Annotated in this window: 19 protein-coding genes; 8 read left to right on the top strand and 11 right to left on the bottom strand. The window is 34.5% G+C overall.

Features of this window, described 5'->3' with window-relative positions; translation table 11 throughout:
• The first annotated feature begins 217 nt into the window (after positions 1–217).
• The 3 genes from AVL50_RS28485 to AVL50_RS28475 all read left to right on the top strand — a co-directional run bounded on the left by AVL50_RS28485 (position 218) and on the right by AVL50_RS28475 (position 3,733).
• A complete protein-coding gene (locus AVL50_RS28485) occupies positions 218–1,903 on the top strand; it encodes a glycosyltransferase family 39 protein (RefSeq protein WP_063850989.1) in 1,686 nt (561 codons plus the stop codon).
• Positions 1,890–2,567: a phosphatase PAP2 family protein gene (locus tag AVL50_RS28480; RefSeq protein WP_062620777.1), complete on the top strand. Its 678-nt coding sequence runs from the start codon at positions 1,890–1,892 to the stop codon at positions 2,565–2,567. Before AVL50_RS28485 ends, AVL50_RS28480 begins: the two co-directional genes overlap by 14 nt.
• 122 nt (positions 2,568–2,689) lie before the next feature.
• Positions 2,690–3,733, top strand: a complete 1,044-nt coding sequence (locus tag AVL50_RS28475) for a quinone-dependent dihydroorotate dehydrogenase (protein ID WP_062620775.1) — start codon at positions 2,690–2,692, stop codon at positions 3,731–3,733.
• 199 nt (positions 3,734–3,932) lie between these two features.
• Here AVL50_RS28475 and AVL50_RS28470 read toward each other — a convergent pair whose 3' ends face one another.
• Together AVL50_RS28470 and AVL50_RS28465 are read right to left on the bottom strand one after the other, a co-directional pair.
• On the bottom strand, positions 3,933–4,733 hold the full coding sequence (locus AVL50_RS28470) for a hypothetical protein (protein ID WP_062620774.1): 801 nt from the start codon (positions 4,731–4,733) through the stop codon (positions 3,933–3,935).
• An 87-nt stretch (positions 4,734–4,820) separates the two neighbouring features.
• Positions 4,821–6,731, bottom strand: a complete 1,911-nt coding sequence (locus tag AVL50_RS28465) for an ATP-dependent DNA helicase RecQ (protein ID WP_062620772.1) — start codon at positions 6,729–6,731, stop codon at positions 4,821–4,823.
• Positions 6,732–6,866: 135 nt separating this feature from the next.
• Here AVL50_RS28465 and pyrE point away from each other — a divergent pair, with 135 nt between their 5' ends.
• The 4 genes from pyrE to AVL50_RS28445 all read left to right on the top strand — a co-directional run bounded on the left by pyrE (position 6,867) and on the right by AVL50_RS28445 (position 11,672).
• Complete coding sequence (gene pyrE, locus AVL50_RS28460) at positions 6,867–7,502, top strand: orotate phosphoribosyltransferase (RefSeq protein WP_044200907.1); 636 nt, start codon at positions 6,867–6,869, stop codon at positions 7,500–7,502.
• A gap of 208 nt (positions 7,503–7,710) precedes the next feature.
• A complete protein-coding gene (locus AVL50_RS28455; protein ID WP_062620770.1) occupies positions 7,711–9,093 on the top strand; it encodes a hypothetical protein in 1,383 nt (460 codons plus the stop codon).
• Complete coding sequence (locus AVL50_RS28450) at positions 9,094–9,672, top strand: hypothetical protein (protein WP_062620768.1); 579 nt, start codon at positions 9,094–9,096, stop codon at positions 9,670–9,672.
• Positions 9,673–9,818: 146 nt separating this feature from the next.
• Complete coding sequence (locus AVL50_RS28445) at positions 9,819–11,672, top strand: hypothetical protein (protein ID WP_062620767.1); 1,854 nt, start codon at positions 9,819–9,821, stop codon at positions 11,670–11,672.
• A 64-nt stretch (positions 11,673–11,736) separates the two neighbouring features.
• Here the strand turns inward: AVL50_RS28445 and AVL50_RS28440 are convergent, their stop codons facing one another.
• Together AVL50_RS28440 and AVL50_RS28435 are read right to left on the bottom strand one after the other, a co-directional pair.
• Positions 11,737–12,714 carry a helix-turn-helix transcriptional regulator gene (locus AVL50_RS28440; RefSeq protein WP_062620765.1) on the bottom strand — a complete coding sequence of 326 codons (978 nt, stop codon included), beginning with the start codon at positions 12,712–12,714 and terminating at the stop codon, positions 11,737–11,739.
• A gap of 84 nt (positions 12,715–12,798) precedes the next feature.
• Entirely contained in the window at positions 12,799–14,367 is a 1,569-nt protein-coding gene (locus AVL50_RS28435; RefSeq protein ID WP_062620764.1) for an arylsulfatase, read from the bottom strand.
• A 425-nt stretch (positions 14,368–14,792) separates the two neighbouring features.
• On the opposite strand from AVL50_RS28435, the gene AVL50_RS28430 reads away from it, so the two are divergent.
• Entirely contained in the window at positions 14,793–15,482 is a 690-nt protein-coding gene (locus AVL50_RS28430; protein ID WP_062620762.1) for a hypothetical protein, read from the top strand.
• A gap of 43 nt (positions 15,483–15,525) precedes the next feature.
• Here the strand turns inward: AVL50_RS28430 and AVL50_RS28425 are convergent, their stop codons facing one another.
• The 7 genes from AVL50_RS28425 to AVL50_RS28395 form a co-directional block, all read right to left on the bottom strand.
• Entirely contained in the window at positions 15,526–16,320 is a 795-nt protein-coding gene (locus AVL50_RS28425) for a hypothetical protein (RefSeq protein ID WP_157491646.1), read from the bottom strand.
• Positions 16,321–16,579: 259 nt separating this feature from the next.
• Complete coding sequence (locus AVL50_RS28420; protein WP_062620758.1) at positions 16,580–17,269, bottom strand: hypothetical protein; 690 nt, start codon at positions 17,267–17,269, stop codon at positions 16,580–16,582.
• Positions 17,270–17,448: 179 nt separating this feature from the next.
• Complete coding sequence (locus AVL50_RS28415) at positions 17,449–18,117, bottom strand: YEATS-associated helix-containing protein (protein WP_062620757.1); 669 nt, start codon at positions 18,115–18,117, stop codon at positions 17,449–17,451.
• Positions 18,118–18,181: 64 nt separating this feature from the next.
• Positions 18,182–19,186 (bottom strand): lipopolysaccharide assembly protein LapB, encoded by a 1,005-nt coding sequence (locus AVL50_RS28410; protein ID WP_062620755.1) that lies wholly within the window; start codon positions 19,184–19,186, stop codon positions 18,182–18,184.
• Positions 19,187–19,276: 90 nt separating this feature from the next.
• Positions 19,277–20,122, bottom strand: a complete 846-nt coding sequence (locus AVL50_RS28405) for a DUF1735 domain-containing protein (protein WP_172826945.1) — start codon at positions 20,120–20,122, stop codon at positions 19,277–19,279.
• An 11-nt stretch (positions 20,123–20,133) separates the two neighbouring features.
• Positions 20,134–21,816 carry a RagB/SusD family nutrient uptake outer membrane protein gene (locus AVL50_RS28400; protein WP_082796045.1) on the bottom strand — a complete coding sequence of 561 codons (1,683 nt, stop codon included), beginning with the start codon at positions 21,814–21,816 and terminating at the stop codon, positions 20,134–20,136.
• A gap of 12 nt (positions 21,817–21,828) precedes the next feature.
• Positions 21,829–24,855 carry a SusC/RagA family TonB-linked outer membrane protein gene (locus AVL50_RS28395; protein WP_062620750.1) on the bottom strand — a complete coding sequence of 1,009 codons (3,027 nt, stop codon included), beginning with the start codon at positions 24,853–24,855 and terminating at the stop codon, positions 21,829–21,831.
• Between the last annotated feature and the right edge of the window lie 3 nt (positions 24,856–24,858).

The following is a 24,858-nucleotide window of genomic DNA, read 5'->3' as shown; positions in this document are numbered from 1 at the left end:
CTTTACCTTGTATTCACATCCAATTCATCTCTTTCTAGAAGTGTAGTTTAAGCCTTAAATTATCTCTATAGGGCATTAGACAACAAGGACTCACTTTATTCATTTTGGAGAAAAAGGGTTGAAAAAAAGTTGACAACCCCTTCATTTTCTGTTGAAAGGACATTGATAAATTTGCTAAACAACAAATTGCTTAGTGAATAAATTGATGTCAGTAAAAATGAATCAACATACAAATTTAAGTGCTAAAAACTTCCTGTTTCTATTAGTACTTCTTCTTATAGTTAATGGTGTAGGACTTTTCCATCCCATTTTTAATATTGATTCAGCACTTTATGCTTGTATTTCCAAATACATCGTCAATTCAAACGATATCATACATCTTATAGTATATGATAAAGATTGGCTCGACAAGCCCCACTTCCCATTTTGGGTTTGTGCATTAAGTATGAAATTATTCGGCATTAATAGCTTCGCCTATAAATTACCATCTTTCCTTTTCTTCTGCCTAGGACTTTATTACACCTATCAAATCGCTGTTCGACAATACAATAAACAGGTAGCACAATGGAGTGTTTTACTGACTGGAACAGCATTACATATCATCCTCTCAAACAATGATGTAAGGGCTGAAGCTATCTTAATTGGTGTATTAATGGGCGCTGCATATTATACTTATTTACTTTTTGAAAAAGGAAGTCTTAAAAACATAGTTTTGGCATCCCTTTTTACTGCATTTGCTATCATGACCAAAGGTATTTTTATACTAATCATTATTTATTCCGCATTGATTGGCCATGCTCTTTTAAATCAAAAAGTGAAATGTTTAATAAAAAAAAGATGGGCTATTACTTTATTACTAACTTCAGTATTTATTGCTCCTGAACTTATTGCATTATACATACAATTTGACATGCACCCCGAGAAAATTATTTTTGATACTCAAAATGTATCAGGCATACAATTTTTCTTATGGGACAGTCAATTTGGTCGTTTTTTTAATTCAGGACCAATAAAGGGCAATGGAGATCCTTTTTTCTTTCTCCATACTTTGCTTTGGGCTTTTGCTCCTTGGGCGTTGATTGGATACTTCACCCTTTTCAAAGAAATTAAAGCTGGACTTGGTCAGCAGGAAAAAGAATATTACAATCTCTTCGGGTTTGTTGTTATATTTATTTTATTTTCTCTTTCCAGTTTTCAACTCCCCCATTATACCAATATCATTTTTCCGTTTCTCTCCATTATTACAGCAAGAGAAATTGTCAACAGTAGATCGTCCAAACTTTCTCAGCAAATAATACAATACAGTACCATCACGTATAGCCTGTTATTTGCCATCCTCTTATTATTGATCGAATTTGTTTATTTCGATCGCTTCTCTTCATTGGGTGGACTACTATTATCCATCATTGCAGCTGTCATTTTCTACCTCGTATATTTTAAAGATGGAATACAACGATACGCTCTTCAAGCTGTAATAACGACTTGCATTTTTGGTTTCTACATCCACCAAGTATTTTATAAAGATGTACTCACTTATCAAGGAAGTATAGAAGCTGCCGAGTACATCAACACTCACCATAAAGGGAGAAAAACAATTCTCCTAGCAAAAAGCTGGTTAATGGAATTTTACAATGAACAACCCACTTCCTACTTATACAACTGGGAACGTATCAAGCAACTCTCCCCACATGAACGTCCGTTGATCTACTGTTATGAAGATCAATTAGAAGAGATCGAAGAAATGAACATGGAATATACAATCTCCAAAACTTTTAAGGCTTTTCATATTACAATATTAAATGCAGAATTTCTACAGAAGAAAACTAGAAAGGATGCCTTACATACATTTTATCTTATAGATCTTCAAACACCAAAAAATTTATCACATCATGTATCAAAGTAAAAAGATTTACAATGTTTTGCTGATAACGGCTTTCAGTTTTTTTGTACCATTGTTGATTGCTGTGATCACAAGGGAAAATGAGACGGCATGGATGGTTCATTTTTTTAATGGAAACCGTACAACATTTTGGGATTATTTTTTTAAATACACCACAGACCTTGGTCATGGTATTTGTCTGATACCTGTTTTACTTTTGGTCTTTTATTATAAAAAAGAGTTTTGGCCTGTGGTTATTGTAGCTTCAGCTTTGCATGGAATTTTAGTACCACTGTTTAAAAAAGTTATTTTTGCTGGTTCCACTTTTTCAATGCGTCCGGCCGCCTTACATGGTGCTGAAAGTTTCAATCAAATACTTGACATTCCATTTCATTATCATCATAGTTTACCCTCAGGACATACAACCACAGCATTTGTGATTGGTGGAATTATTATGCTATTACTCCCGAACTGGAAAGGGATAACATTGGGTTTGCTTTATGGTATCGTTGTGGCAATTTCAAGAATGTATCTTGTACAGCACTTCTTTATTGATGTTGCTGCTGGAGGGATACTAGGTTTAAGTTCTGTGTTAGTGGCATGGATGCTGTGTCTACGTTTTGATTTGATACATTATATCCCTTGGAAAAAAAGACAAAATGCAGGAGACATTATTCAGACAATGTAATATTTAGGCAAACAAAATTAACTTATGCTAGTTTGATTAGGGACATAATTCTAACTACCTTTGCACCGTTTTAAGCGAAAACTGATCGTAAGTTTTCATTTTTGTCTAAATTTTGTGTCGAAATGAGTTTCTACAAATCTGTTGTCAGACCTTTCTTGTTTCAGGTAGACCCTGAGAAAATCCACCATTTTACAGTTAATTATTTAAAAACTGCCTTCTCACTACCTTTTGCCAAAAGCATTGCGAAAGGCATTTACAAGGTCAATGATTCAAGACTTGAGAGAGAAGTTTTCGGTATCAAATTCCCATCTCCTGTTGGTTTAGCTGCAGGTTTTGATAAAGATGCAAAACTGATTGATGAATTCGAATGCTTTGGCTTCGGGTTTATCGAGATTGGGACATTGACTCCTGTTGGACAACCAGGAAATGAAAAACCAAGAATTTTCAGACTTCCTCCAGATCAAGGCTTGATCAACAGAATGGGCTTCAACAACGAAGGGCTTCAACCTGCCGTTGACCGCTTAAAGAAAAGAAAATCAAAAGTAATTGTAGGTGGTAATATTGGTAAAAACAAAGTTACACCTAACGAAGAAGCCGTAGAGGATTACAAAAAAGGATTCCATGCACTTTTTGATCATGTAGATTATTTCACTGTCAACATCTCCTCGCCAAATACACCTAACTTAAGAGCTTTACAGGACAAAGAGCCTTTAAAAGAATTACTGGGAACGCTAAAAGCTTTGAATGCTGAGAAAAGTAATCCTAAACCAATTCTTCTGAAAATTGCACCAGATTTGACAAACGAGCAGTTGGACGATATCCTTGAAGTAGTACAAGAAACAAAAATTGATGGTGTAATTGCAACAAACACTACCATCAGCCGTGATGGTTTGAGTACTCCAAAAGAAAGAGTGGATGAAATTGGAATGGGTGGTTTGAGTGGTGTTCCTGTTAGAAACAGGTCTACTGAAGTAATCAAATATCTTTATGAAAAGTCAGGAAAAACACTGGATATCATTGGTGTAGGTGGTATTCACTCTGCAGAAGATGCTATTGAAAAATTAGAGGCTGGAGCCAAGTTAGTACAGGTTTACACGGGCTTTATTTACGAGGGTCCAGCTATCGTTAAGAACATAAATAAGGCAGTAATTAAAAAACTTCAATAAATTTTTACATTTTTCGAAACCTTATTCACAATCGTTCGTTAATACATGTAAAAGAAAGATTGTTGTAGTTAATGAAATTGTCGAGGAGAGAGCACCAAAATATTTTGGTGCTTTCTTTTTATATCTATTTTTTTCTGATTTATGCATCAAAAGCAAGTTTGTCTCACTTAGAAGATTCGCTTCGTTTATGATTATAATTTTATTTAGTCACGTGCAATTTGAAGCTTTGAGGATATAGAGGTTCTGAAATAAATTGACCTCCTACAACTTGAACTCTATTTATATCTGACCCAACCTGAGTACAAAGCAATACTTTCTGATTTGTAATTTTTTTTACATTCCCATTAGATGCATATAATATCCATTTATAATCAATTCCTGTTTTATCAAAGAAATCTGGAGCTTTGAAACCTTCAATATTACCACCTGTACCTTGAATAGGCTGAGGCTTTTTCTCAAATTTCACCACCTTGTAAGAATATGATAACGAATACCCTATACCTGACTTACTCAAAGTTTTGACTTGATTATCGAATGTCAAATTAATACTTATGTTTGATGTGGTATAGACAGATTTTTCAACACATAATCTACAGTCCCAATTATAATAATACCCTTCATCCCTACAATCCGGATTGGTATCACTGATCCATCTGACATTATTATTACCTTGGTATGTTGAATACTTTAATTGGAATAAAACACTACTTGTAATAAGTTGAAGCCTATCCCAATCAGGTTCATCTGGAATTGAGTAACTTAAACCTGTGCCATTTACACTCACATCGTAAGTTGGACAAGATAAAGCACTCCTATCATAATCTGTAGCTCCTTTTAAGTAAACCATAGTATAGCTACCCAAATATTTCAATTGTACACTACTTGTACCGCCTTCAGGATTCTCTATCAAAGGAGGTTCCTCAACTGCATTAGAATTGATTTGAGCAATAGATTGAAATGAAAGTATTCCAAAAATTAGAATAATTAAATTGGTTTTCATCAGTAAAATAAATTTATAGAAAATTGTTTTGTTAGCTTTTAAAACAAAGTCTGCTTGTTCTTTATTCTACAAATATAAAAAGTAATACTAATTTAACACAATCTTCTTATCCTCTGACCATTTTACTTTCTTCCTTTCAAACAATTCATTCAAGGATTTTGTAAAACCTTCAATATCTATTGGAAGCAGTGTACTTTCTAGTTCATGTAATGAAAAGCTGTCTTCTTTGAGCACCTCCAGAATATCATTTTCATATGATTTCACCTCTTTGCTCCACTGATTTGTCTTTTTCTTTTGTAGGCAGTTATCACAAATCCCACAGTTTTCTCCTTCATAATCCCCAAAGTACTCACGCAGTGCCACACTCCTACATTTGTCTCTATTCTCAATAAAATTGATCATAGATTTCGCTTTGGAATAGTCTTGATTTTTACGTTGTGAAAGCAATTTCTTATTAATGGGCAACTGATTATGTAAGTATCTTGGCAAAATGAAAGTAATTTGAGGAGTATCTCTTTTAGGCTGGTAGTTGATCACTTCTAATTTATGCAATTCATTAAGCATAGAAGTGACTCTATCCAACGGAATACCATTCTTGAAAGCAATATCTTTTTCTTCAATTTTCACAAAACTATTGAAGAGATCACCACCATACATACGCAACATTCCTTTCATCATTAATTCAAAATGAGGGTGACGTATTAAATATGCATAAAAATCTTCTGGAGTAGATTTGATCATGACCGTAGGATCATGAAATACACTTTCATTGAAAAGTAATACTTCTTGTTCTTCCAATCTTTTTAAAGCATAATAAGTTTCTGTTGGAGGCAGGTCATATTTTTTAATAAAGGGCTTTATGTAAAAATTAAAAGAGGTCATTTCTCCACTACCCACTGCCAAGCGGTAATGATTGCCTAAACATTGATATACTCTTCGTAAAAAGTCAATAGAAGGATGCCTTTGTTCTACCCATTCCAATAACTTTTTCCGCTGATTCCCACTCCCCAATAACACCGCATAAGCTTTTTCTCCATCACGGCCTCCTCTTCCCGCTTCTTGATAATAGGCTTCCAAACTTTCTGGAGCGCCAATATTGACCACTACTCTCACATCAGGTTTGTCAATCCCCATCCCAAAAGCATTAGTGGAAACTATGATTCTCACCTGACCTTTGATCCATGCAGACTGCTTCAATTCTCTAGCCTCTGTTGGTAAACCAGCATGATAAAAATCCGCACTGATATACTGATTATTGAGCATCTCAGCAAACTGCATTGCTTGCTTTCTTGTTCTCACGTAAACAATTCCAGAACCTTGTACTTTATTTAAAATTTCTAATAGCTTACGGAAATGATCTTCTTGCTTAAATACTGAAAAAGAAAGGTTTGGACGATTAAAACTTCCTTTGAAAACGGTGTGTTTTTGAAAATTCAGATGCTCAATGATGTCTTCCTGTGTTTTAGCTGTAGCAGTAGCAGTCAATGCCATACATGGCACCTCTGGAATAATTTCACGAACTTCTTTAATTTTTAAATATTGAGGTCTGAAATCAAAACCCCACTGAGAAATACAATGTGCTTCATCTACTACCAAAAGCCCCACTGACATTCTTTTCAGTCGTTCCGTAAACATTGGAGTTTTCAAGCGTTCAGGAGAAACATAAAGAAATTTCACAGCGCCTTGCACTACATTTTCTAACAGAATATCGATTTCTCTTGTATTCAGACCTGAATAAAGTGCTTTAGCTGGAATACCTCTTCTGGTCAATTGTTCTACCTGATCCTTCATCAAAGCAATCAACGGTGTAATGACAATACATACTCCTTTCCTAGCAATACCTGGCACTTGAAAACAGATTGACTTTCCTCCTCCGGTAGGAAGTAAAGCCAAAGTATCTTTACCTTGATAGGCATTTTCAATGATATCACCTTGTAAGGGTCTAAATGCATCGTATCCCCAAAACTTCTTTAATATTTGTAAGAATCCCTCTCTCATTTCACTCAATTGACATATATTTTTCAGAAATCAAATATCAGAAATTTATTTTACGAATTTCTCTCTTATTTTTGCAAAAATTTAAAAGGCTGTCATTTGTTTGCCTTTCACTTTAATACAACATCAGCAATAACCATGGAAAATACAATTGCAAAAAAAGTTGCTTCACTTTTATTGGAAATTAATGCCATCAAAATCCGTCCAAACGCACCTTTCACGTGGGCATCGGGTTGGAAATCTCCAATTTACTGTGACAACAGATTGTCATTATCACATCCTCATGCAAGAACTTATATCAAGAATGCACTTTGTGCTAAGATCCAGGAACAATTTGAAGATGCCGAAGCAATTGTAGGTGTAGCTACAGCGGGTATTCCTCAAGGTGCTTTGATTGCTGATGCTTTAGGTCTTCCTTTCGCTTATGTAAGATCGAAACCAAAAGGCCACGGTATGACCAACATGATCGAGGGTGAATTAAAAGAAGGTGCTAAAGTAGTAGTGATCGAAGATTTGATTTCTACAGGCGGAAGTTCATTGAAAGCTTCTGAAGCATTAAAAGAAGCTGGTATTGAAGTTTTAGGTATGGCCGCTATTTTCACTTATGGTTTTGACTTATCTGTAGAAAATTTTGAAAATGCAGGTATCCCATTAGTAACTCTTTCTAACTACAACGCCATGTTAGAGCTAGCGTTAGAAAAAGATTATATCAAATCTGAAGATATTGAATCTCTTAAATCTTGGAGATCTGCTCCTTCTGAATGGGGAAAGTAATTTATAAAACAGATTATTAGGCATGATTTTATTATTAACTGCTTGATTTTTCTGTACACTGTAAGAAGCATGATTTAATGTTGTTTTTATGTAAAACCGCCTTAAATCATGCTTCTTTTTTAATAAAAATCCTGTTTTTTGTCCAAACTTGCTATACTTTGCCTAATTTAGGGAACAAATTCAGTGTGATTTCTGTTTTTTTCTTACAATGTATTATGATATTGCATTTGGTGTGATTTCTCCGGATGATGAGCAAATTACTCCAACTAGAATTGATGAGCTTTTAGCTGAGGGATATTTTCGACATGCCCGTAATATGGCATCATATGAAATGATGTATTTTGAAGACCAAATGAATGGAGTACTTCCACTTCGATGTGCCCTCACCCCCCAAATGTTTACCAAATCACAGCGGAAGAAAATCAATCAGACATTGAGGAAATTTAATGTAGAAATCACTCCTCTGAATATCACACCAAAGCACATACAACTTTACAAAGAGTATAGACTCAATCGTTTTGAGGAGGAAGATAAATCCTTGATCGAGTATTTCGGCGTCAATGCTGTTGATGAGTTGGATATACTTCCTTACAATACCTGGCAAATAAGTTTCTGGGAAAACGATCAATTGATTGCCGCTTCATTTTTTGATGTAGGCGACAAAGCCATTTCCAGTCTAATGGCAATTTATGATTATGACTATAAAAAAGATGGGTTAGGTTTTATTTCTATGCTGATAGAAATGAACTGGGCTCTAGAAAATAATCATGAGTACTATTACCCTGGTTACACTTTAGATCTTCCTTCATGTTTTGATTATAAACTACGATTACCAAACGTTGCATTTTACGATTGGGAAAGTAAGTGGCATGATTGGGGCAGTGTAGATCTTGAATCCACAAAACGTTTTAAAACTGTTCTTCATTTAGAAAGAATGGTTAAAGAAGTGAACCGCAATTGCCTTGTGAAAGGTCATACTACAGAAGAACAACAATTCTTTGGAAGTCTTTGGCACAATATGTTTGATTATACTCAAGCAGTGGAAGCACCTATTTATGGTTCTTTCCCTATTGGTCAATACCATCAAATTACCCTCATTTATCTTCCTGATGAAGGAACATTCCTTACAAAACCTCACTTATTTGATCTGAAAAAAGGAATTCCTAATGAAATCAAAACCAACTCACCAGAGGAGATTGCGGAATATATCAACGCGTATTTTGCCCATGTGCAAGTGGTTGAAACAAGAATCAATCAAGCCATTGGTGATTTAGAACACATGATTGACATCAGTCAGATAAAATTTGATGAGGTAGATGTAATGGGCAACGCCTCAAGGCATCCTAACTTCAAGTGGGTTTCTTGTAAAAAAGGAAATATGCAATGGATGATTATGCCTTTCTGGGATGAAGATCGTCAGCAGTATTTCTATCACCCACTGACCTTCAAGTTTATGCAAAATAGGTGGGTCTCTCCTTTCGGATTATGCACGCCAGAAATGGCATTATTGAAAATTAGTCATTACATTCGCCAAAATGAGGAATTTGATAATGATTTTCTCTCAGATAAACATAATCACGACAAAGACTAAATGAGCATACAAGATAATTTTAAATTTCTTGAACATGTTGCTGATACCGACAGAAAAGTACAATCTTTTGATAACTGGCAACAAATCAACTCACATACAATTATTACAATGGCTAGGAAGTTTCTGGTAGAGCATCAAATCTCTGTCCGAAAAATTCCTTTGAAAACTATTCATGCTTTTATTACTGACTCAGCCCTTGAATCTTTAAAAATTCAACAACAGCGGTGGGCCATCCTTTTCGCCAATGCTGTCACATTCAGCAATCCATGCCAACAACACCTTACACTTGTGAAAATCCTTCGCGATGCTTCACTTGAAGAAGTAGAGATTTTGCATTATCTCAAAAAACACTCATTTATTGAATATGAAACATCAAGAATCTGGGTACCTGTTTTGGGTATGGAACAATGGGCCATCAGAGAACTGGACTGCTCAGGAATTGATATAGAAATCATTCTTGAAAACTTGATGATGAAAAGGTTGATTGAAATTTCTCCCTCACAAGAAGAAATGAGAATCGCACCTTTGGGTATGCATTTTATAATGGAATGTGAAGTGCCTTATGGTGTCAAAAAATAGACATTTTCTTTATGTTATATCATCATATCCCCTTTTATAGTTTTCGTTTTTGATATTTACCCCCCTTTAAATTAACATTTGGACAAGATTTTCATTTCTCCCCATAGTAATTTTACTCCATAAATAATTACTAAAAAACTTAAGAAATGAAATTGATTAACACTATTACACTTCTATCATTATTACTATTGTTTACTGTTCCAAGCATTGCTCAAAATCAACAAAAAACTGTTATTGCCGAATGCAACCCTTTTTACAATTATAGTTTAAATAAAACCTACCTTAAAGGAGTCGATTACGAGCGGATTATTGAAGGAAATGACAATTTTAAAAATGGCAAACTGAGGATGTGCATTCCATTGGTTTCACAACTTTGGGTTCCCCTTACCTTAGATGATGCCCTTGCTCATGAGATTAGAATGGCCAAAAAAATGGGGATTAATACTTTCCGTTTCCCTTTCTTTATCTCTAATACTAATTCTTATACTGATTCGTTTATTGAAGTAGTACATAAGTACCTGGAGGTAGCTGAAAAGAGAAATATTGATTTCAAATTTTCTATTGAGATTATAATAAGAAGACCTGCAAAATTAAATCATTCAGCTTTTTTGGAGCAAGCGAAACATAAGCTTCGTAAAATCTATGACAACAAAATTGGAAACACTCGTTGGCTGAAAGATCAAAATGGAGATATTATGGTTTTTGTCAAAAGCCCTGAGCATATCCACCATGATTTCAATGCCAATTCTAAAATAAAAACAGGTAAAGAAGTTACTCCAAAATTAATGGAGATCAAAAACTACTATAAGTACTTATTTGAAGATGTCTATGGCACTTTTTCATTAGTCTACTTCAATAATTTTGTGAAAGATATGGAATTTGCTAAAAACGTATTACAGCATTTTTCTTCGATGTATTATCCTCCTTTCAAACAATTCAGAGTAAACGAAATGAATCGTATTGCTAATATTTGTAAGAAAAATAAGGCTCCGTTTATTCAGCCTGTTTACGCCAACTACCTGGACAGTAGATTAAAAAAGAAAAGTGATAAAAAATACATTGGCAAAAACAGCAGGAATAACTACGTACCAAAGGATCTTTTTGTGAATTCACTTCCTACAAATTTCACACAGGATTTTAGAAAAACATTAGATTTTGCAGTTCAAAGAGATGCTCAAATCATTGATATTACGTCTTGGAATAATTTTGATCATGGTACACACATCAGTCCTGAACTCCACACTGAGTTTGCTTTTGGTGAAATACTCCGCTATAAGTTAAAAGAATGGAAAAAAGAAAGTGATGATCTTCATGAACAGTGTATCGTCAGTCAATTCAAGCCATTAGATACAAACGGTATTACTGTCAATGAAAATGTCAATCCATTCAATAAAAAAGGTGTAAACCGTTCAAAAATTGAGATCATAACTTTACTCAATAAGAAAGCTTCACTTTATGTAGGTTCTCAATATATCAAAGAAGTTGAGGCTGGTTTAGATTATGTTTTAGTAGATAAAGATTCAATTAAAGGGAAGATAAATATTGTAAGAGATCATTCTAAGATTATTGAATACAGTATTCCTAATTTGCCAGTAGATCAATATCCTGACGCCCTTTATTACTCGTCCACTTCACTAAAATCACACCTCTGGAATTACTATTCTTATGATATGATCTATGAAGAAATCTACAAAAATAGAGCGCGTTACCTACTGAGTAATCAGCAATTAAAACTATGGTCTGAAGCTGCGGTCTCTTATGCTCTTGCAAAGCAGAAACTGCTGGAGACTTATCATTTCAACTACTCGAAATATGAAAAGTTGAAAGTAAAAGAAGAAAAAAAATATTATGCTTCCATAAAAAAGATTTTGTCTCCACTACACTATAAAATCTTTATTGAGATGGAAGATGACATCAAAAATGGGACGTTACTAGCGGAAGAAATCAGTTTTGATGAAGAATTAGGATTCGATAATTATAACCTCTTACAACCAGAATAATATTAAATATGAGGTACATTTTTTCAATAGCCCTTGGTTTTATAACTATGGGTTATTTTTGGGCTTAACTTTGAAAATCGCTGGGTGACTTCCCAAATTTCTTTTTAAAAGCATATGAAAACTTAGCAATAGATTTATAGCCGTATTTTCTTGATATTTCGGTAACTGTTAAGTTGTTGGCTGCAAGACTGATTTTAGCTTGTTCCAACCTGTAGTTTTGATGAAAACGATGGATGGAAGTTCCAAAAACATTATTAAAATCCCTTCTCAATTTGGAGACTGAAAAACCATATTGGTCTGCAATTTCTTCTAAAGATGGGGGCAGTTCATAAGTACTCAAAATATCATCTTTTATTTTAAATAAAGCTTCTAGATCATTTTGATGAAGAAATTTTTCCTTTGTGATTTTCCTACTTAATATTCTTTCATAAAAAACACCAATGATTTCACTTGCTCTTGCAATAATAAGAGAATTCTCAACAGGAACAGGTTTATTTAATTTTTTGAGGTCAAAAAGTTCTTTCAAGAGTAAATTGATTTCCAAGGGCATATGATCGTAAATCATCCATGTTTTTTCTGTATTAAAAACATCCCCAAAATAATCTGAAAACATTAAAAAACTACTTTCCATCACTTTGGTAGAAGTTCTCACTCCCAACCATTGGTGCACCTGTCCTTTTCTCATCAATACATCAAAAGTTAAAGCAGTATCAAAAATGGCCATCCCTTCAGACAATTCCACTTTAGTTTCATCCTTAAGGTGTCCTCTCATTAGATCACCTTGATAAGAGAAACGAAAGCATAAATGTCTATTAACTTCATTATTGCCATAAATTGTCAACTTATGGTCTTGATGAAAAGTTACAGTATTCAAGGTAATTTCTATTCCATCAGTCATCCTGAAATATCTAACCTCCAAATCCATCAAATCATGAGAAAGACGGTAATGCTGATCTTTAATTTCTCCACCATATTTTTCTTGTAATTGAAGAATTAAATCATGGATACTTCCTTCTTGTAACTCTATATGAGGAATGTTCATTTCTTAATGCTTAATGATGAAAACCTACTACCAAATTGGCAGTAGGTTTGACGTATGTGTACTAACGAATTTAATAAAAAAAGACTATTTCTTATCGAATTGCTTTTTCATTTCTTCCAAGTCAGTCATGAATTTTTTCATTCTGAAAGTCTCATAACCAAGGTTTGAAACATCAATCTGGAAGCCCATTTGGAATGGGTAACCTTCCATAGTACCTAAGAATTCTTTTACTTTTGCACCTGCAGGCACCATCACCCACATTTGATCTACCAACCAACGGAAATACATTTCTGATTCAAACTTAGCAGTTTCAAAAGGATCTGATCTTAAGTTAGACACTGTAGGCCATGTAGAACTTTGACGTACAGCAGTACGGAAGTTTCCTTCTGACTGTGTGAATGAGATTTTCAGATCATCAATTCTGATCGCATCAAACTTACCATTCTGAGCAAAGTAGTAGATCTCATGACGAGGGCCTTCCTCCTCTTTTCCTTGGAAATAAGGCATAAAATTGTAACCATCTAAATGTACTCTCCATTCTTTACCATTGGCTTCAAAACCTTTCTTAGCATCTGCAACTACATCATCATAACCTGCTGCTGCCGCTAAAGTTGGCAACCAGTCTTCATGAGACATGATTTCGTTGATTTCAGTTCCTGCCTCAATAACACCTGGCCATTTTACCACTTGTGGCACTCTCATACCACCTTCGTATGTAGTTCCTTTTTCTCCATGGAAAGGCGAACTACCACCGTCAGGCCATGTAAATTTCTCAGCACCATTGTCTGTAGAGTAAATGACGATCGTGTTATCATCAATCCCCAGCTCATCTAAAAGATCTAATAAAGTTCCCACTTGCAGATCGTGTTCAGCCATACCGTCTGGATAAAGACCTTTACCTGTTACTCCAACAGATTCGGGTTTCAAACGTGTATGCAAGTGCATTCTTGAAGAGTTGAACCAAACAAAGAAAGGCTCATCCTTTTCCACTGCATTTTCGATAAACTTCACGGAAGCGGCTAAAAACTCATCATCCACAGTCTCCATACGCTTTCTTGTCAATGGACCTGTATCTGAAATTCTACCGTCTGCATAAGAATGAATCACTCCTCTTGGGCCCCATTTCTTTCTAAACTCTGGATCCTTAGGGTAAGATTCTGTTTCTGGCTCCTCTTCAGCATTTAGGTGGTATAAGTTTCCAAAAAACTCATCGAAACCGTGATTAGTTGGAAGATGCTTATCCTGATCCCCCAAGTGGTTTTTACCAAACTGTCCCGTCGTGTATCCTTTTTCTTTTAAAACATCACCAATTGTGGGTGCCCAATCAGGAATACCATGATCTGTACCAGGCATACCGATCGTTAAAAGTCCTGTACGGAAAGGGTGCTGACCTAAAGCAAAAGCCGAACGGCCTGCTGTACATGATTGCTGTGCATATTGATCTGTAAAAATTGCACCTTCGCTAGCGATTCTATCAATGTTTGGTGTTCTGTATCCCATCATACCTCTGTTATAAGCAGAGATATTCCAGTAGCCAATATCATCACCCCAAATCACCAAGATGTTGGGCTGTTTCTTGTTTGATTTTTTCTTTTGAGCAAAACCTCCGAAAGAGATTAAAGTTGCTAAAATAAGTAAGGAAATCTTTTTCATCTATTCTACAATTTGTAAACAACTATTCCATCAGTTTTCCTGATAGTTGATTGTATAAACGGACCTAAAAACTTCTTGCTTTTACTTTCGTGTTCTTTGATTTTACCGAGGTGTTCTTTTGCATTTCATATTAACAATGCGTCAAACAATATTATCAGATTTGATATCAATGTTCGACAATTAGGTATACTTAATTGGTTATAAGTTTTAAGTTAAATTTCACTTAAAACAATTTTATCCCATTTTTATCGTCTTAAGGGAAATTTTAAGGTTTAGATTAAAATATTTTAAACAACTACTTTTATCCATTTCAAGGGTACGTCAATAGTACATCACTACAGAAAATAGCTTTTTTATCTCAATAGAAAGATGAAAAATTAAAGTGTAATACTTTCAATCATTATTCACTTTAAACAAACTAAGTAATGAAAAACCTAGTAATTATTATTCTTGTAGTAATGTCTTCAACTACTTTATTCGCCCAAGAAAAGCAAAAAGAAGTGGGTGCTGTTTTCAATGACTTCAACTCTTTTGGTATTACCTATAGAACTGGTAACTCTAATGGAATGTGGCGCTTTACGTCCTTAGCGGCATTCGGTTCTTCCAACGACATGAAAGCAGACAGTGTCTCAAGAGATGGCTCAAGTCTTTCTGTCAGCCTAGCAATTGGTAGAGAGTTTCGTAAATCGATCGGTAATCAATTGGAGTTTAGGTATGGTCTTGATGTAAGATATGCTTACAACTCTAATGAATTTAAGAGTCAAGGGTATTATTATGACTGGAATTATGATAATAACGGTCAACTCACCTCTCCAACTATTATTGAAAGTAGAAGCGAAAACATAGAAGTCACAAATAGTGTGGGCATTCAACTGGTTTTGGGTGTTAATTATGTCGTAAAAGAGAAACTAGTTTTTGGTTTGGAAATTAATCCTGCCTTTATGTTTACTTCTGGTGAAAAAACTGATAAAACATATTCTTCAGACAATGAAATACAGGAATACCTTAATGTAAATACATATAATGCTAACTATGAGCAGACGTATGATATCTCAAGATATGACTGGGGTTTCAATAGCGGAATTGGTCAAGTGAGTATTTTATACCGCTTCTAATAGCTTATGATATTAATGCACTGTAAACTGTGTTTACAGTGCATTAAATCACTTTATAATAACCAAAATTGATATAATATTCATAAAACCCATCTCCTATAATTCTATTTGTTGTTGAACCAAAAACTCCATTTGTCTTATCTAGTTTCACCCCTAGTTCAAATTTATGCAATAAGTTATATTCCCAATAATCCAATGTCAGCCTATTATCAATTGTGCTTGCTATCCAAAGATTTTGATCTTCATATCCAAAAGTAGCCTCGTATCTTCCAAAAGGAATTGATGGAGTAGCATCGGGAAGTGTTGCAAGAGGAAAATTTAATCTGAATTTTGATACTATGTAATTCTTATGATTGTGAAGCTTCCATCCAAAATAAACGGATGGTTCCAAAATCCAATTATCAAAACCACTGAGGTACTTACTTTTCCCTGTGGGTAAAATTGCTTTTAATGAAGACGCCACACCTTGAAAACCACCTTTTTGATAATTCTTGGAATAAAAGTTCCTTGTATAAGTCACACTGAAATCTCCCATTGTCATAAATGAGGAATTGTCTTGCCATGAATTGGAGAAATTATACTCCATGTTCAAGAAGCTTTGAGCACTGAGTTTTAAAGTTCCATTGGCTGTATGAGATAAAAGGTATTGATCAGAAGCAAACTTATAAAAATCCATATTGAAATCGATATAGGAGAAATTGTATAAGGTTGACCTTACAGCTGTCATACCTTTTTCCTGTTGTGCGAAAAGGGAATTGCAATAAAATAATAATAGGATCAAGAAAAAATAGCCATAACTATTACTTCTTGTTTTTGAAATCTGTGGTAAATAAATCATGAGATTTTGCTCACCAATAATAAAGCATCTCTTATTATCAATGATTTGAAAGGGTTAAGAATTCTATTTGGTTTTAGTAAGTAATCTTTTTCGTAATAACATTACTCATTACGAATGTGAGCTTTATTATTTTCTAAAGAAAGAGGTTTAACATTCTTAAAAAGTGGACAAAGGTTATTAGCACTTAATTAAGATAATAAGTGAAAACAAGTAAGATAGACCATTTATCAAACTTGTTTTCCTTATCAATGTCAAGGCTTTATTTCCTATTTAAAGTCAGAATATGTGATTTTTTAATCCATGAGAATGCAAAAAACTCAATTGCCACAAATTCTCCCCAAAAGACATAATTCTCAACTAATGATTTCTGTGTTACACTATAATAAATGAAACAGATCAATATAAAACCAACTGATACCCATATTACGATTGCGAAAAACTTATAGATTTGATTCTTTTTCTTGTTCCTTTCTTTATCATCTACTTTGGAGAATTTAAAATAAGACACACCGCCTACTAAACTCATAAAAGCTATTGCCGCAATGTTGTGTATCCAAAGTTTGATGTCATTACAACTATGACCAAATAATGCATAAACTGTAGCTGGATTAATCAATGGACTGATTGCTTTTGTGGGTACTAAGACCACAATTAGCCCCATAATTCCCGCAATTGATGTTAACCTATTATCGCTCACTTTTTCATTTTCTGTTTTTTCATAACCTTGGTAAGAAATTAACAAAATAGAAAAAGTTGAAACGGTGATAATAAAAAACACCGCAGACCTGGTATAATAATACTGACTGAAGGAATCTAGAAAGGTAAAATTAAAAAAACCATAAAGTAGGAAAGGCATCAACATACCTAGAATGCCTATTATAAATCTTTGGATATATAGGTCTTTTTTATACTTGTCACAGTAGGGACTCTCATTTTTATCTAGTAGCATTTTTGAATGTAAATTGATGAAAATATATTTAAATATAAACACCAAATACACAATAAAAAATGCATTACCAATTACATCACTACATTACACACCACTCACTTAAACTAGGCACACCTATTTTTCTGTAGTAATGACATTTCATTAAAACGTGAAGAAGTAAATTAATTTAAAACCTAGGATTAGAAAAAGTGAAAATAGTTCCTTCCCTTTTTAGTGATTTCCCAACGGTCCATATCATTCACTATTAAATGGTCTACATATCCGTCTTTTTTTAATGCTTCAAGACTACTGACCGCATCTTGCTCACAAAGGCTTGTATCTTCCATCAAACCCTCTACTTTTCTTCTTTTTTGAGGAAGTTTATTTTTCATCGCTTCTAATACAGCCAATTCATTTCCGTCAATTTCTATAAAATCTTCTTTCTTGAATTCGTTGGATTTTTCATCATAACCTTCCGTAACAATCTCTTCTACACCCTCCTCAATATTGCTAATTTTCTTCTTCAGTTGCTCCATCAATACTTTATCACCTATTGATGTAATAAATCTTCTTGCAAAAATACTTGCGATTAGACAAAGTCCTATCAGTTCTAAAAACTCTTCAGTTGTGGCAGTTTCCGGCTTGAAATTGAAAGAAGTGAACTTCAAAAACAAAGGAATCATCAAAGAAGCACCTACTCCCAAGAATAGGCACTGAAGCAAGGTTTGCTGTTTATCTTCTTGGCTTGGGAATTCGTGATAATAATTAATGATACCACCAATAATACCGACTATTATTAAAATAAGAATTGTGTAGAAAAGATCTGAACCAAAGAAAAACTGTTGAAGAGCGGGATTTTGAGTTTGCATATAATTATTGATTTTATTGTTGCTGTAGTTTCTTTTTTAAAAATAACAATTTGGTTTTGACTTTTTAAAATAAGGTCTGCGTATAATTTATTTTTTTATACAATTCCTCAATTTTCTTTTCTATTAAGGCACTCTTTGCATCAGTATCCCCCATTTCAAAAGCCTTTTTGAGAAAGGTTTCACTAGACTCAAAATCATTTTGTAAATGCTTTATATAACCCATAAGAGTATAAATTGAACGTATATTGGGGTCCAAACTAATTACACTGTTTAACTCGATTAAAGCACGATCATATTCCTGTTTTGCTGTATAATGAAACCCTTTTAATAAAAGTGGCTGTATAACAAAAATATTTTCAATTTTATTGATTATCTCAAGGAATCTTTTCTGATTTGTCTCTTGAACAAGATTTTCAATCCAAAACTCTTTATTAAACTGTTCTTCTCCTTTAAGGTTTTTCATTAGTTTAATCCATTTTAAGCTATTGATGGTTATTAAATCTTTATACAACTCCTCTGCTTTATTAAATTTATGATCATGAAATAAACAAAAAGACCTTATTAACATAGCCATAGGATAATTTGGATTTAGCTCAATACTTCTATTTATAATATTTAGGGCTTTACCGTATTTTTCTAATTTTAAAGAAGTTCTTGATAAATGATAAAGTGCTAAACTGTTATCATTTTGAAGGAATAAAGAGTGAAGAAAATCGCTTTCTGCTTTTATGTAGTTTTTATCAAGGTAATGTATTATTCCTCTGGCTAGAAAATATTTTACATTAGAGGCTTCAATTTGAAGGCATAATTCTATGTACTGAAGAGCTTTAGCTCTATTATTACTTTGCAAGTGAAATGAATATGCATTGTAATAGATTTCAAGCTTCTCTTTCTCAAACGGCAAATCGTATTTATGTATTAGACTTATAGATTCTTCAAGTAATTGACATGAATCTATAATATCTCCTTTTTTTAAATTGATAGCATTCAGGTACATTCCATGAAACTTCCAAAGGTAATACACTCTTTTTATAATTTGCACGGGGCTTTTCATGATTAAAAATCTCATTTTTTTGTAATACTATTTTAAAAATAGCAAAAAAGCTCCCAACAGCAAAAACACTGTTGAGAGCTCCATAAATAGTCCACAAAATATATATTACCACGTTTCGAAAACGATGTTTCTTGTTGCGAAAATCAGCGTGTCAGTGGCTTCATAAACAATACTATCTCTTTGGAATGAGTAGGATAAGTAGAGTTCTTTTTTGTCTGCTGACATGCTTGCTGATTTAGAATGGAAATTCTCTTCCTCTTCGGCTGTGATGAAAATTTCTTCTGCTTGTTGGTCAATTTCCATTTTGCCACTTAAATAACTGATACCGTTGGTTTCCACCATTTGACTTGTTTTTGTATTCAACGTCCACGATTGGTTTTTCTCCAATGTTGGTTTAGAATAGATTCTTGTCCAAGTTGAATCCGTATTGAGGTTGATTGCTTTTGTTGTTCCTTTATGATACCATGTACCATCGAGGTGAGCAATGTATTTGAAAGCAATAATCGTATAGTCTTTTTCAGCGTGTACTTGATCTAATGAAGTACTTGTTATTCGTACCGGCAATGCATAATTGGTGTAAGGCTCACTCATTGACGTTAATTTGTCCATATCGAAATTGACGGTGACATCACCTTGCATTTTTCCTTCTGGAATCACGATTTCTTCTGTATTACTTAAAGTGTAAACATCACTTGGCAATAGCTTAAAGCGAGTGTTCTGAAGTAGTTCTGAATCTACCTCAAACTTTGCCCACTCGTTTTGTTTATTTTCCCTTTTTCCTCCTAAAGCTACCCCTAGTTTGATGTATTCATACTCATCTACTATCAAAGTACGGACAGGGTTTTGGAAGGAAAAATATACAGTTGTTGTATCAAAATCATTTAAGTAATCTTCGTAAGTACAGCTTGAAAAAAGTACTACGGCTAAAATATAATTTACTATCTTTTTCATCATTCTATTATTTACCATCCATCATTTTGTTCTAAACCCAATACCATTTGATTAAAGGGTATAGGTCCATAGCACATATGCTCGCTGAAGTGTCTTTCCTCTACATTTGGATAATCGTATTGAAATTCACCTTCTTCATTTTTTACAATTCTTACTCCTTTTATTGTTGTACTCAATGGAGCATTCCATCTTCTCAAATCCCAGAAGCGATGTCCTTCAAAACAAAGTTCTACTCTTCTTTCTCTATGAATCAGTTCTCTGAAAGCGTCCTTTCCCATCGAAGCTATTTCTTCCACATATTGTGTATCTTTTATATTGGCTCTTCTTCTGATTTCAATGATAGCTTCTTTGGCACTCATTGTTACTCCTCCAAAAGAAACAGGGACATCCGGTCCTACCCACTCATTGGCACTTTCGGCAAGGTTAAGGAATATTTCACCAAATCTGAAAAGTGCATAGTAATGCAAACCAACGCTTGAATCTAAGTCTTCAGTTGTTGCATTAGTTGACATCCATTTCCTTAAATAATAGCCTGTTCTTGTAGCGTTAATATGCTGGGCTTGTGTATCAAAACCTCCTACAAAAGTTTCTATTGAACGGTTTTTAAAAGAGGCTCCATTATACATGATTGTCCCTTTATATCGGCTTGAAAGGTGATCATATGGATGTTGAGGATCGTAATTACTATTGGGGTGATCAATAGGATAACCATCATCTCCGAAAAATGCTTCTGCTAGATTTTGTGAAGGCGATGTCCTTCCTTCTCCATTGGATGAAGGTGGAAAGTTTTGTTTGAAGAAATTATTATTACGGTCAAATTTTCTCATAATGATTTCATTGTGACTATTGACGTTGTAATAATTATCCAGATTATTCCAGCTGATTTTTGGTAGAGAAGTACGGGTTTTAGAGAGTAATTCTAATGACGCTTTAGCCACTTCTGACCAATCTTTTACATTAAAAGCTGGGCTTGAAGCATATAAAAGAACTCTTGATTTCAATGCCATTGCCACTATAGAAGTAGCCCTGCCAATATGTGCTTGCCCTACCACATGATCATTACCATCATATTCTTCAGGAAGAAACTCAATGGCTTTATTACAGTCTTCAAGAATAAAATCAACTACCTCTTCATAGGTCGCTCTTTTGATGGAATTCCCTTTTTGGATATCACCTTCTAGGGGTGTTCTATAGACAGGCACACCCATCATTTCACCGCCAACAGGACCAGCATAAGACTGCAGGAGTTTCCAATAATACCATGCTCTTAAGAAATGAGCTTCACCATTCAAACGTGTTTTGATTTGATCATTCAATACATGATCAGAAAGATAATAATTGGCGTCCTGACCGTATTTGATCCATAAATTAATGTACTCGATCTGCTGGTACCAACTGTCCCAATGCCCTAGATTATTGTTGTCACTTCTCCAGCCTCCTGTACCATTTTGATAAAGTAGACTTCCGTAATCATTAGTGGTTGCATTATCTGTGGCACAATCCATCAAACTATGGTTTTCCCAACCAAAATTAGTGGGCATTGCCTCATAGGCATTGAGTAAAACGCCTTCTGCGTAGATAGGATTTGTCCATACATTTTCATCTGAAACAGAACCATCAAAATTGGTTTCCAAATAATTGTTGCAAGAACAGATCAACAAGCCTAATAGTATGTAATATATATTTTTCTTCATCTCCTTCTTGATTTAAATAGTCAAATGAACGCCAAGTACATATGATCTCAATAATGGGAAATTCGTATAGCCCGAATTGATATTGGATGGGTCTACATTCTTCAGATTTGACCATGTGAAAAGGTTGTTTCCTCTAGCGTAAATCTTGAAATTACTGACCACATTGTTGGTCCATTTTCTTACAGGTACACGATAAGTCAACTGTAAATTATCCAATCTTATATAATCACCATTTTCTACCCAGAAATCTGTAGTTTGGAAATTATTGTTGGCCTCCTTTGTGGTTAACCTTGGGTAACTTCCATTAGGGTTTGATTCCGACCAACGATCCCAAGCTACATCAGTGTATTTGCTTTCACCGTAATTCCAGTAGTAGGCATTATTTAAAAGTACTTCTCTGCCTATTACTCCTGAAAACTGAGCAAAGAGTTCAAAATGTTTGTAATTCAGCTTAATGTGGCTGTTTAATATAAAATCAGGGTAAGTATCACCAATAATTGTTTTGTCTGATTTATCGATCACACCATCACCATTTTGGTCTACAAACTTAATATCACCTGGCCTCAAAGTGCCGAAATTCTGCGATGGGTGATTTCTGATTTCATCATACGACTGAAATAAACCATTTGACGCATAACCATAAATAGCATTCACAGGCTTTCCAACTCTATTTTGATATTGCTCATTATAGTCCAAGAAGTTACCGTCCATCACTTTAGATTGTGTGTACATACCTCCCACTCCAATTCTATATCTAAAGCGGTTGATTTTATTTTTATAATCTAAAGAAAGTTCAACTCCTTCATTCTTCACCTGACCATAATTTTCATATCTGGCAAACACCTCACCGTTGATCATTTTATTTGAGATCTGTTCTGGAATATCGTATCTGAAATTATAGAAATAATGAGCGTAGAAACTGAGGTTATTTTTGATTCGGCCTTCGATTCCCACATTCAGTTCTTCCTGTTTTTCCCAAATCAAATGCTCACTTCCTGTATGCACAAGGTCCGTCGTTTTCAAGGTCGTGTTGTTGTTACTTCCTAAATACACATTGCCCGATTGTTTCCATACATTTTCATGTAATCTGTGATTGAGATAAGAACGATCCGTAGACATCATCCCGTAGTTGGCTTTAAGTTTGAGGTAATCAAAAATGCTATTGTACATAAATGCCTCTTCTGAAATTACCCATCCTAAACTCCCCACATAATTCAGCTGATGAGGTTGATTGTTCAGGCGGTTTGTACCATAATTACTTACAATGCCCTCTACGATATATTTCTTATTGAAAGTATAAGAAGCTAAAAATGAAGCGGTCATATTTTGTGGTTCTTGTACCGAAGATTTGATCTCTTGACGGTAAAAACTGTACATCCCTTGAAGATAAATATGATGTTTCTCTTTAAAAGTTTTGTCGTATTTCAATCTTCCGTACATCATGTAATTTCTCATCACATGATCTGAAGATTTACTTTGAGTACTTAATTCCGTTTTTCTACTTTTCTGTACTAATGAAGATAAAGTGTCTGACTGATAAACAGTGAAAAAGGAGTTGTAATTGGCTTTCTGACCGTAAGTGACGCTATTATAAGTATCAATTCCAACATTAATATCCGCTGATAAGCCTTCCGTGATACTCTTTAAGTTGAAATCAAGTCCCATGTTGGTCTGCCCCATAATTCTCTGTTCTTTCTCGAAACCTCTTTCCGTTACTTCTGCATAAATGTTTCTATTGATCAAACGGGAAACACCAAATCCTGCGGGATTAATATCACTTGTATTTTCAGGGATTTGCAAAGGATACTCATTTGGACGGTGCGTAGAAAGCATGTCGTAAAAATCACGACCTGTCAATGTACTGCTGTTGATGATTTCAGTTCTGGCAGAAATGTTTGCATTGAGGGTGATGACTTTATTCATTCTTGCTTTCAGGTTGGCTCTGATATTAAAGCGATCCAATCCATTTTGAGGACCTTCAGCTACCATTCCTTCTTGTCTTTGATACCCCAAATTCACTGCATATTTACTATTCCTGGTCGCTCCTGTTAGAGATACATAGGCTTTTTGATAAGTGGTTTGATCCTTTAGAAGAAGGTTTGAAAAGTCGTTATTGGGGTATCTCATCAAATCACTTCCCATTTTAAAACCTTCAAGATCTGCACTTGAATAAAAGGGAGAAAGGCCATCATTACTCCTTGCTTCATTGTAAAGTAAAGCCGAATTGTAACTGTCTAAATAATGATGTTTTGTGGTGGGCGTTTGTACCCCTTGTTCGTACCCTACATCAATCTTTCTTTTTACAGCTTCACCTTTTTTGGTTGTAATCCAAATCACTCCATTGATGGCAGAAGGACCTACCAATATCTTCGCTCTAAGGTCTTTTAAGTATTCAATCGACTCTATTTCTTCAATATTGATCTGATAAATACTTCTCTCAAAACCATCAATATAAACTGCTGGAGCATTGTCGCCTGTTGTACTTAATCCACGCATGGTCATATTAGAAATATCCCAACCTGGATTACTTGTCAATTGCTCCACCAATAAACTTGGGTCTGTACCAGTAATGGCTGTTCCCACATTTAAACCATAAGTATGACTCAAGTATTTATCATCTATTTTGGATGAAAACGAAGTAGATGTTTCTCTTTTCTGCACTTGAAAACCACCTTCCAACGCTACTTTTTCAAAAGGAACTTGTTGTGGTCTCAAAAAGAAACCCTTTTTCTTCTCCGATTTTTTCAACGTGTATTCCTGTGTTTTCATCCCCTCTGCTTCCACAGTCACTTTATCGCCATCAAGTCCTGTGATGACTACCTGACCATCACTGTCCGTATAAAAAACATCTTCAGAACCATCTAATAAAGGAACTGTCATGATAGCACCTTTTATAGGGTAATGTCTTTCATCTAAAACTCTACAACTTACTTCTACAAAATCTCTGTTCTGACCAAAACCCAGTGTAGAGAGCAGTAAGAAAACCATTAGCCCCACTGTTTTGCCACAAGATCTGTATGTATCAATTCTTTTTTTCATTGT

This window comes from Flammeovirga sp. SJP92, from assembly GCF_001583495.1.
In the GTDB taxonomy this organism is placed as follows: domain Bacteria; phylum Bacteroidota; class Bacteroidia; order Cytophagales; family Flammeovirgaceae; genus Flammeovirga.
This window is presented reverse-complemented; position numbering and strand designations above follow the sequence as displayed.

What these genes read in the sequence shown, in the direction of transcription:
- AVL50_RS28485 (WP_063850989.1), top strand. Translation starts at nt 218, where the DNA reads ATGAATCAACATACAAATTTAAGTGCTAAAAACTTCCTGTTTCTATTA.
- AVL50_RS28480 (WP_062620777.1), top strand. Translation starts at nt 1,890, where the DNA reads ATGTATCAAAGTAAAAAGATTTACAATGTTTTGCTGATAACGGCTTTC.
- AVL50_RS28475 (WP_062620775.1), top strand. Translation starts at nt 2,690, where the DNA reads ATGAGTTTCTACAAATCTGTTGTCAGACCTTTCTTGTTTCAGGTAGAC.
- AVL50_RS28470 (WP_062620774.1), bottom strand. Translation starts at nt 4,733, where the DNA reads ATGAAAACCAATTTAATTATTCTAATTTTTGGAATACTTTCATTTCAA.
- AVL50_RS28465 (WP_062620772.1), bottom strand. Translation starts at nt 6,731, where the DNA reads ATGAGAGAGGGATTCTTACAAATATTAAAGAAGTTTTGGGGATACGAT.
- pyrE (WP_044200907.1), top strand. Translation starts at nt 6,867, where the DNA reads ATGGAAAATACAATTGCAAAAAAAGTTGCTTCACTTTTATTGGAAATT.
- AVL50_RS28455 (WP_062620770.1), top strand. Translation starts at nt 7,711, where the DNA reads ATGTATTATGATATTGCATTTGGTGTGATTTCTCCGGATGATGAGCAA.
- AVL50_RS28450 (WP_062620768.1), top strand. Translation starts at nt 9,094, where the DNA reads ATGAGCATACAAGATAATTTTAAATTTCTTGAACATGTTGCTGATACC.
- AVL50_RS28445 (WP_062620767.1), top strand. Translation starts at nt 9,819, where the DNA reads ATGAAATTGATTAACACTATTACACTTCTATCATTATTACTATTGTTT.
- AVL50_RS28440 (WP_062620765.1), bottom strand. Translation starts at nt 12,714, where the DNA reads ATGAACATTCCTCATATAGAGTTACAAGAAGGAAGTATCCATGATTTA.
- AVL50_RS28435 (WP_062620764.1), bottom strand. Translation starts at nt 14,367, where the DNA reads ATGAAAAAGATTTCCTTACTTATTTTAGCAACTTTAATCTCTTTCGGA.
- AVL50_RS28430 (WP_062620762.1), top strand. Translation starts at nt 14,793, where the DNA reads ATGAAAAACCTAGTAATTATTATTCTTGTAGTAATGTCTTCAACTACT.
- AVL50_RS28425 (WP_157491646.1), bottom strand. Translation starts at nt 16,320, where the DNA reads ATGATTTATTTACCACAGATTTCAAAAACAAGAAGTAATAGTTATGGC.
- AVL50_RS28420 (WP_062620758.1), bottom strand. Translation starts at nt 17,269, where the DNA reads ATGCTACTAGATAAAAATGAGAGTCCCTACTGTGACAAGTATAAAAAA.
- AVL50_RS28415 (WP_062620757.1), bottom strand. Translation starts at nt 18,117, where the DNA reads ATGCAAACTCAAAATCCCGCTCTTCAACAGTTTTTCTTTGGTTCAGAT.
- AVL50_RS28410 (WP_062620755.1), bottom strand. Translation starts at nt 19,186, where the DNA reads ATGAGATTTTTAATCATGAAAAGCCCCGTGCAAATTATAAAAAGAGTG.
- AVL50_RS28405 (WP_172826945.1), bottom strand. Translation starts at nt 20,122, where the DNA reads ATGAAAAAGATAGTAAATTATATTTTAGCCGTAGTACTTTTTTCAAGC.
- AVL50_RS28400 (WP_082796045.1), bottom strand. Translation starts at nt 21,816, where the DNA reads ATGAAGAAAAATATATATTACATACTATTAGGCTTGTTGATCTGTTCT.
- AVL50_RS28395 (WP_062620750.1), bottom strand. Translation starts at nt 24,855, where the DNA reads ATGAAAAAAAGAATTGATACATACAGATCTTGTGGCAAAACAGTGGGG.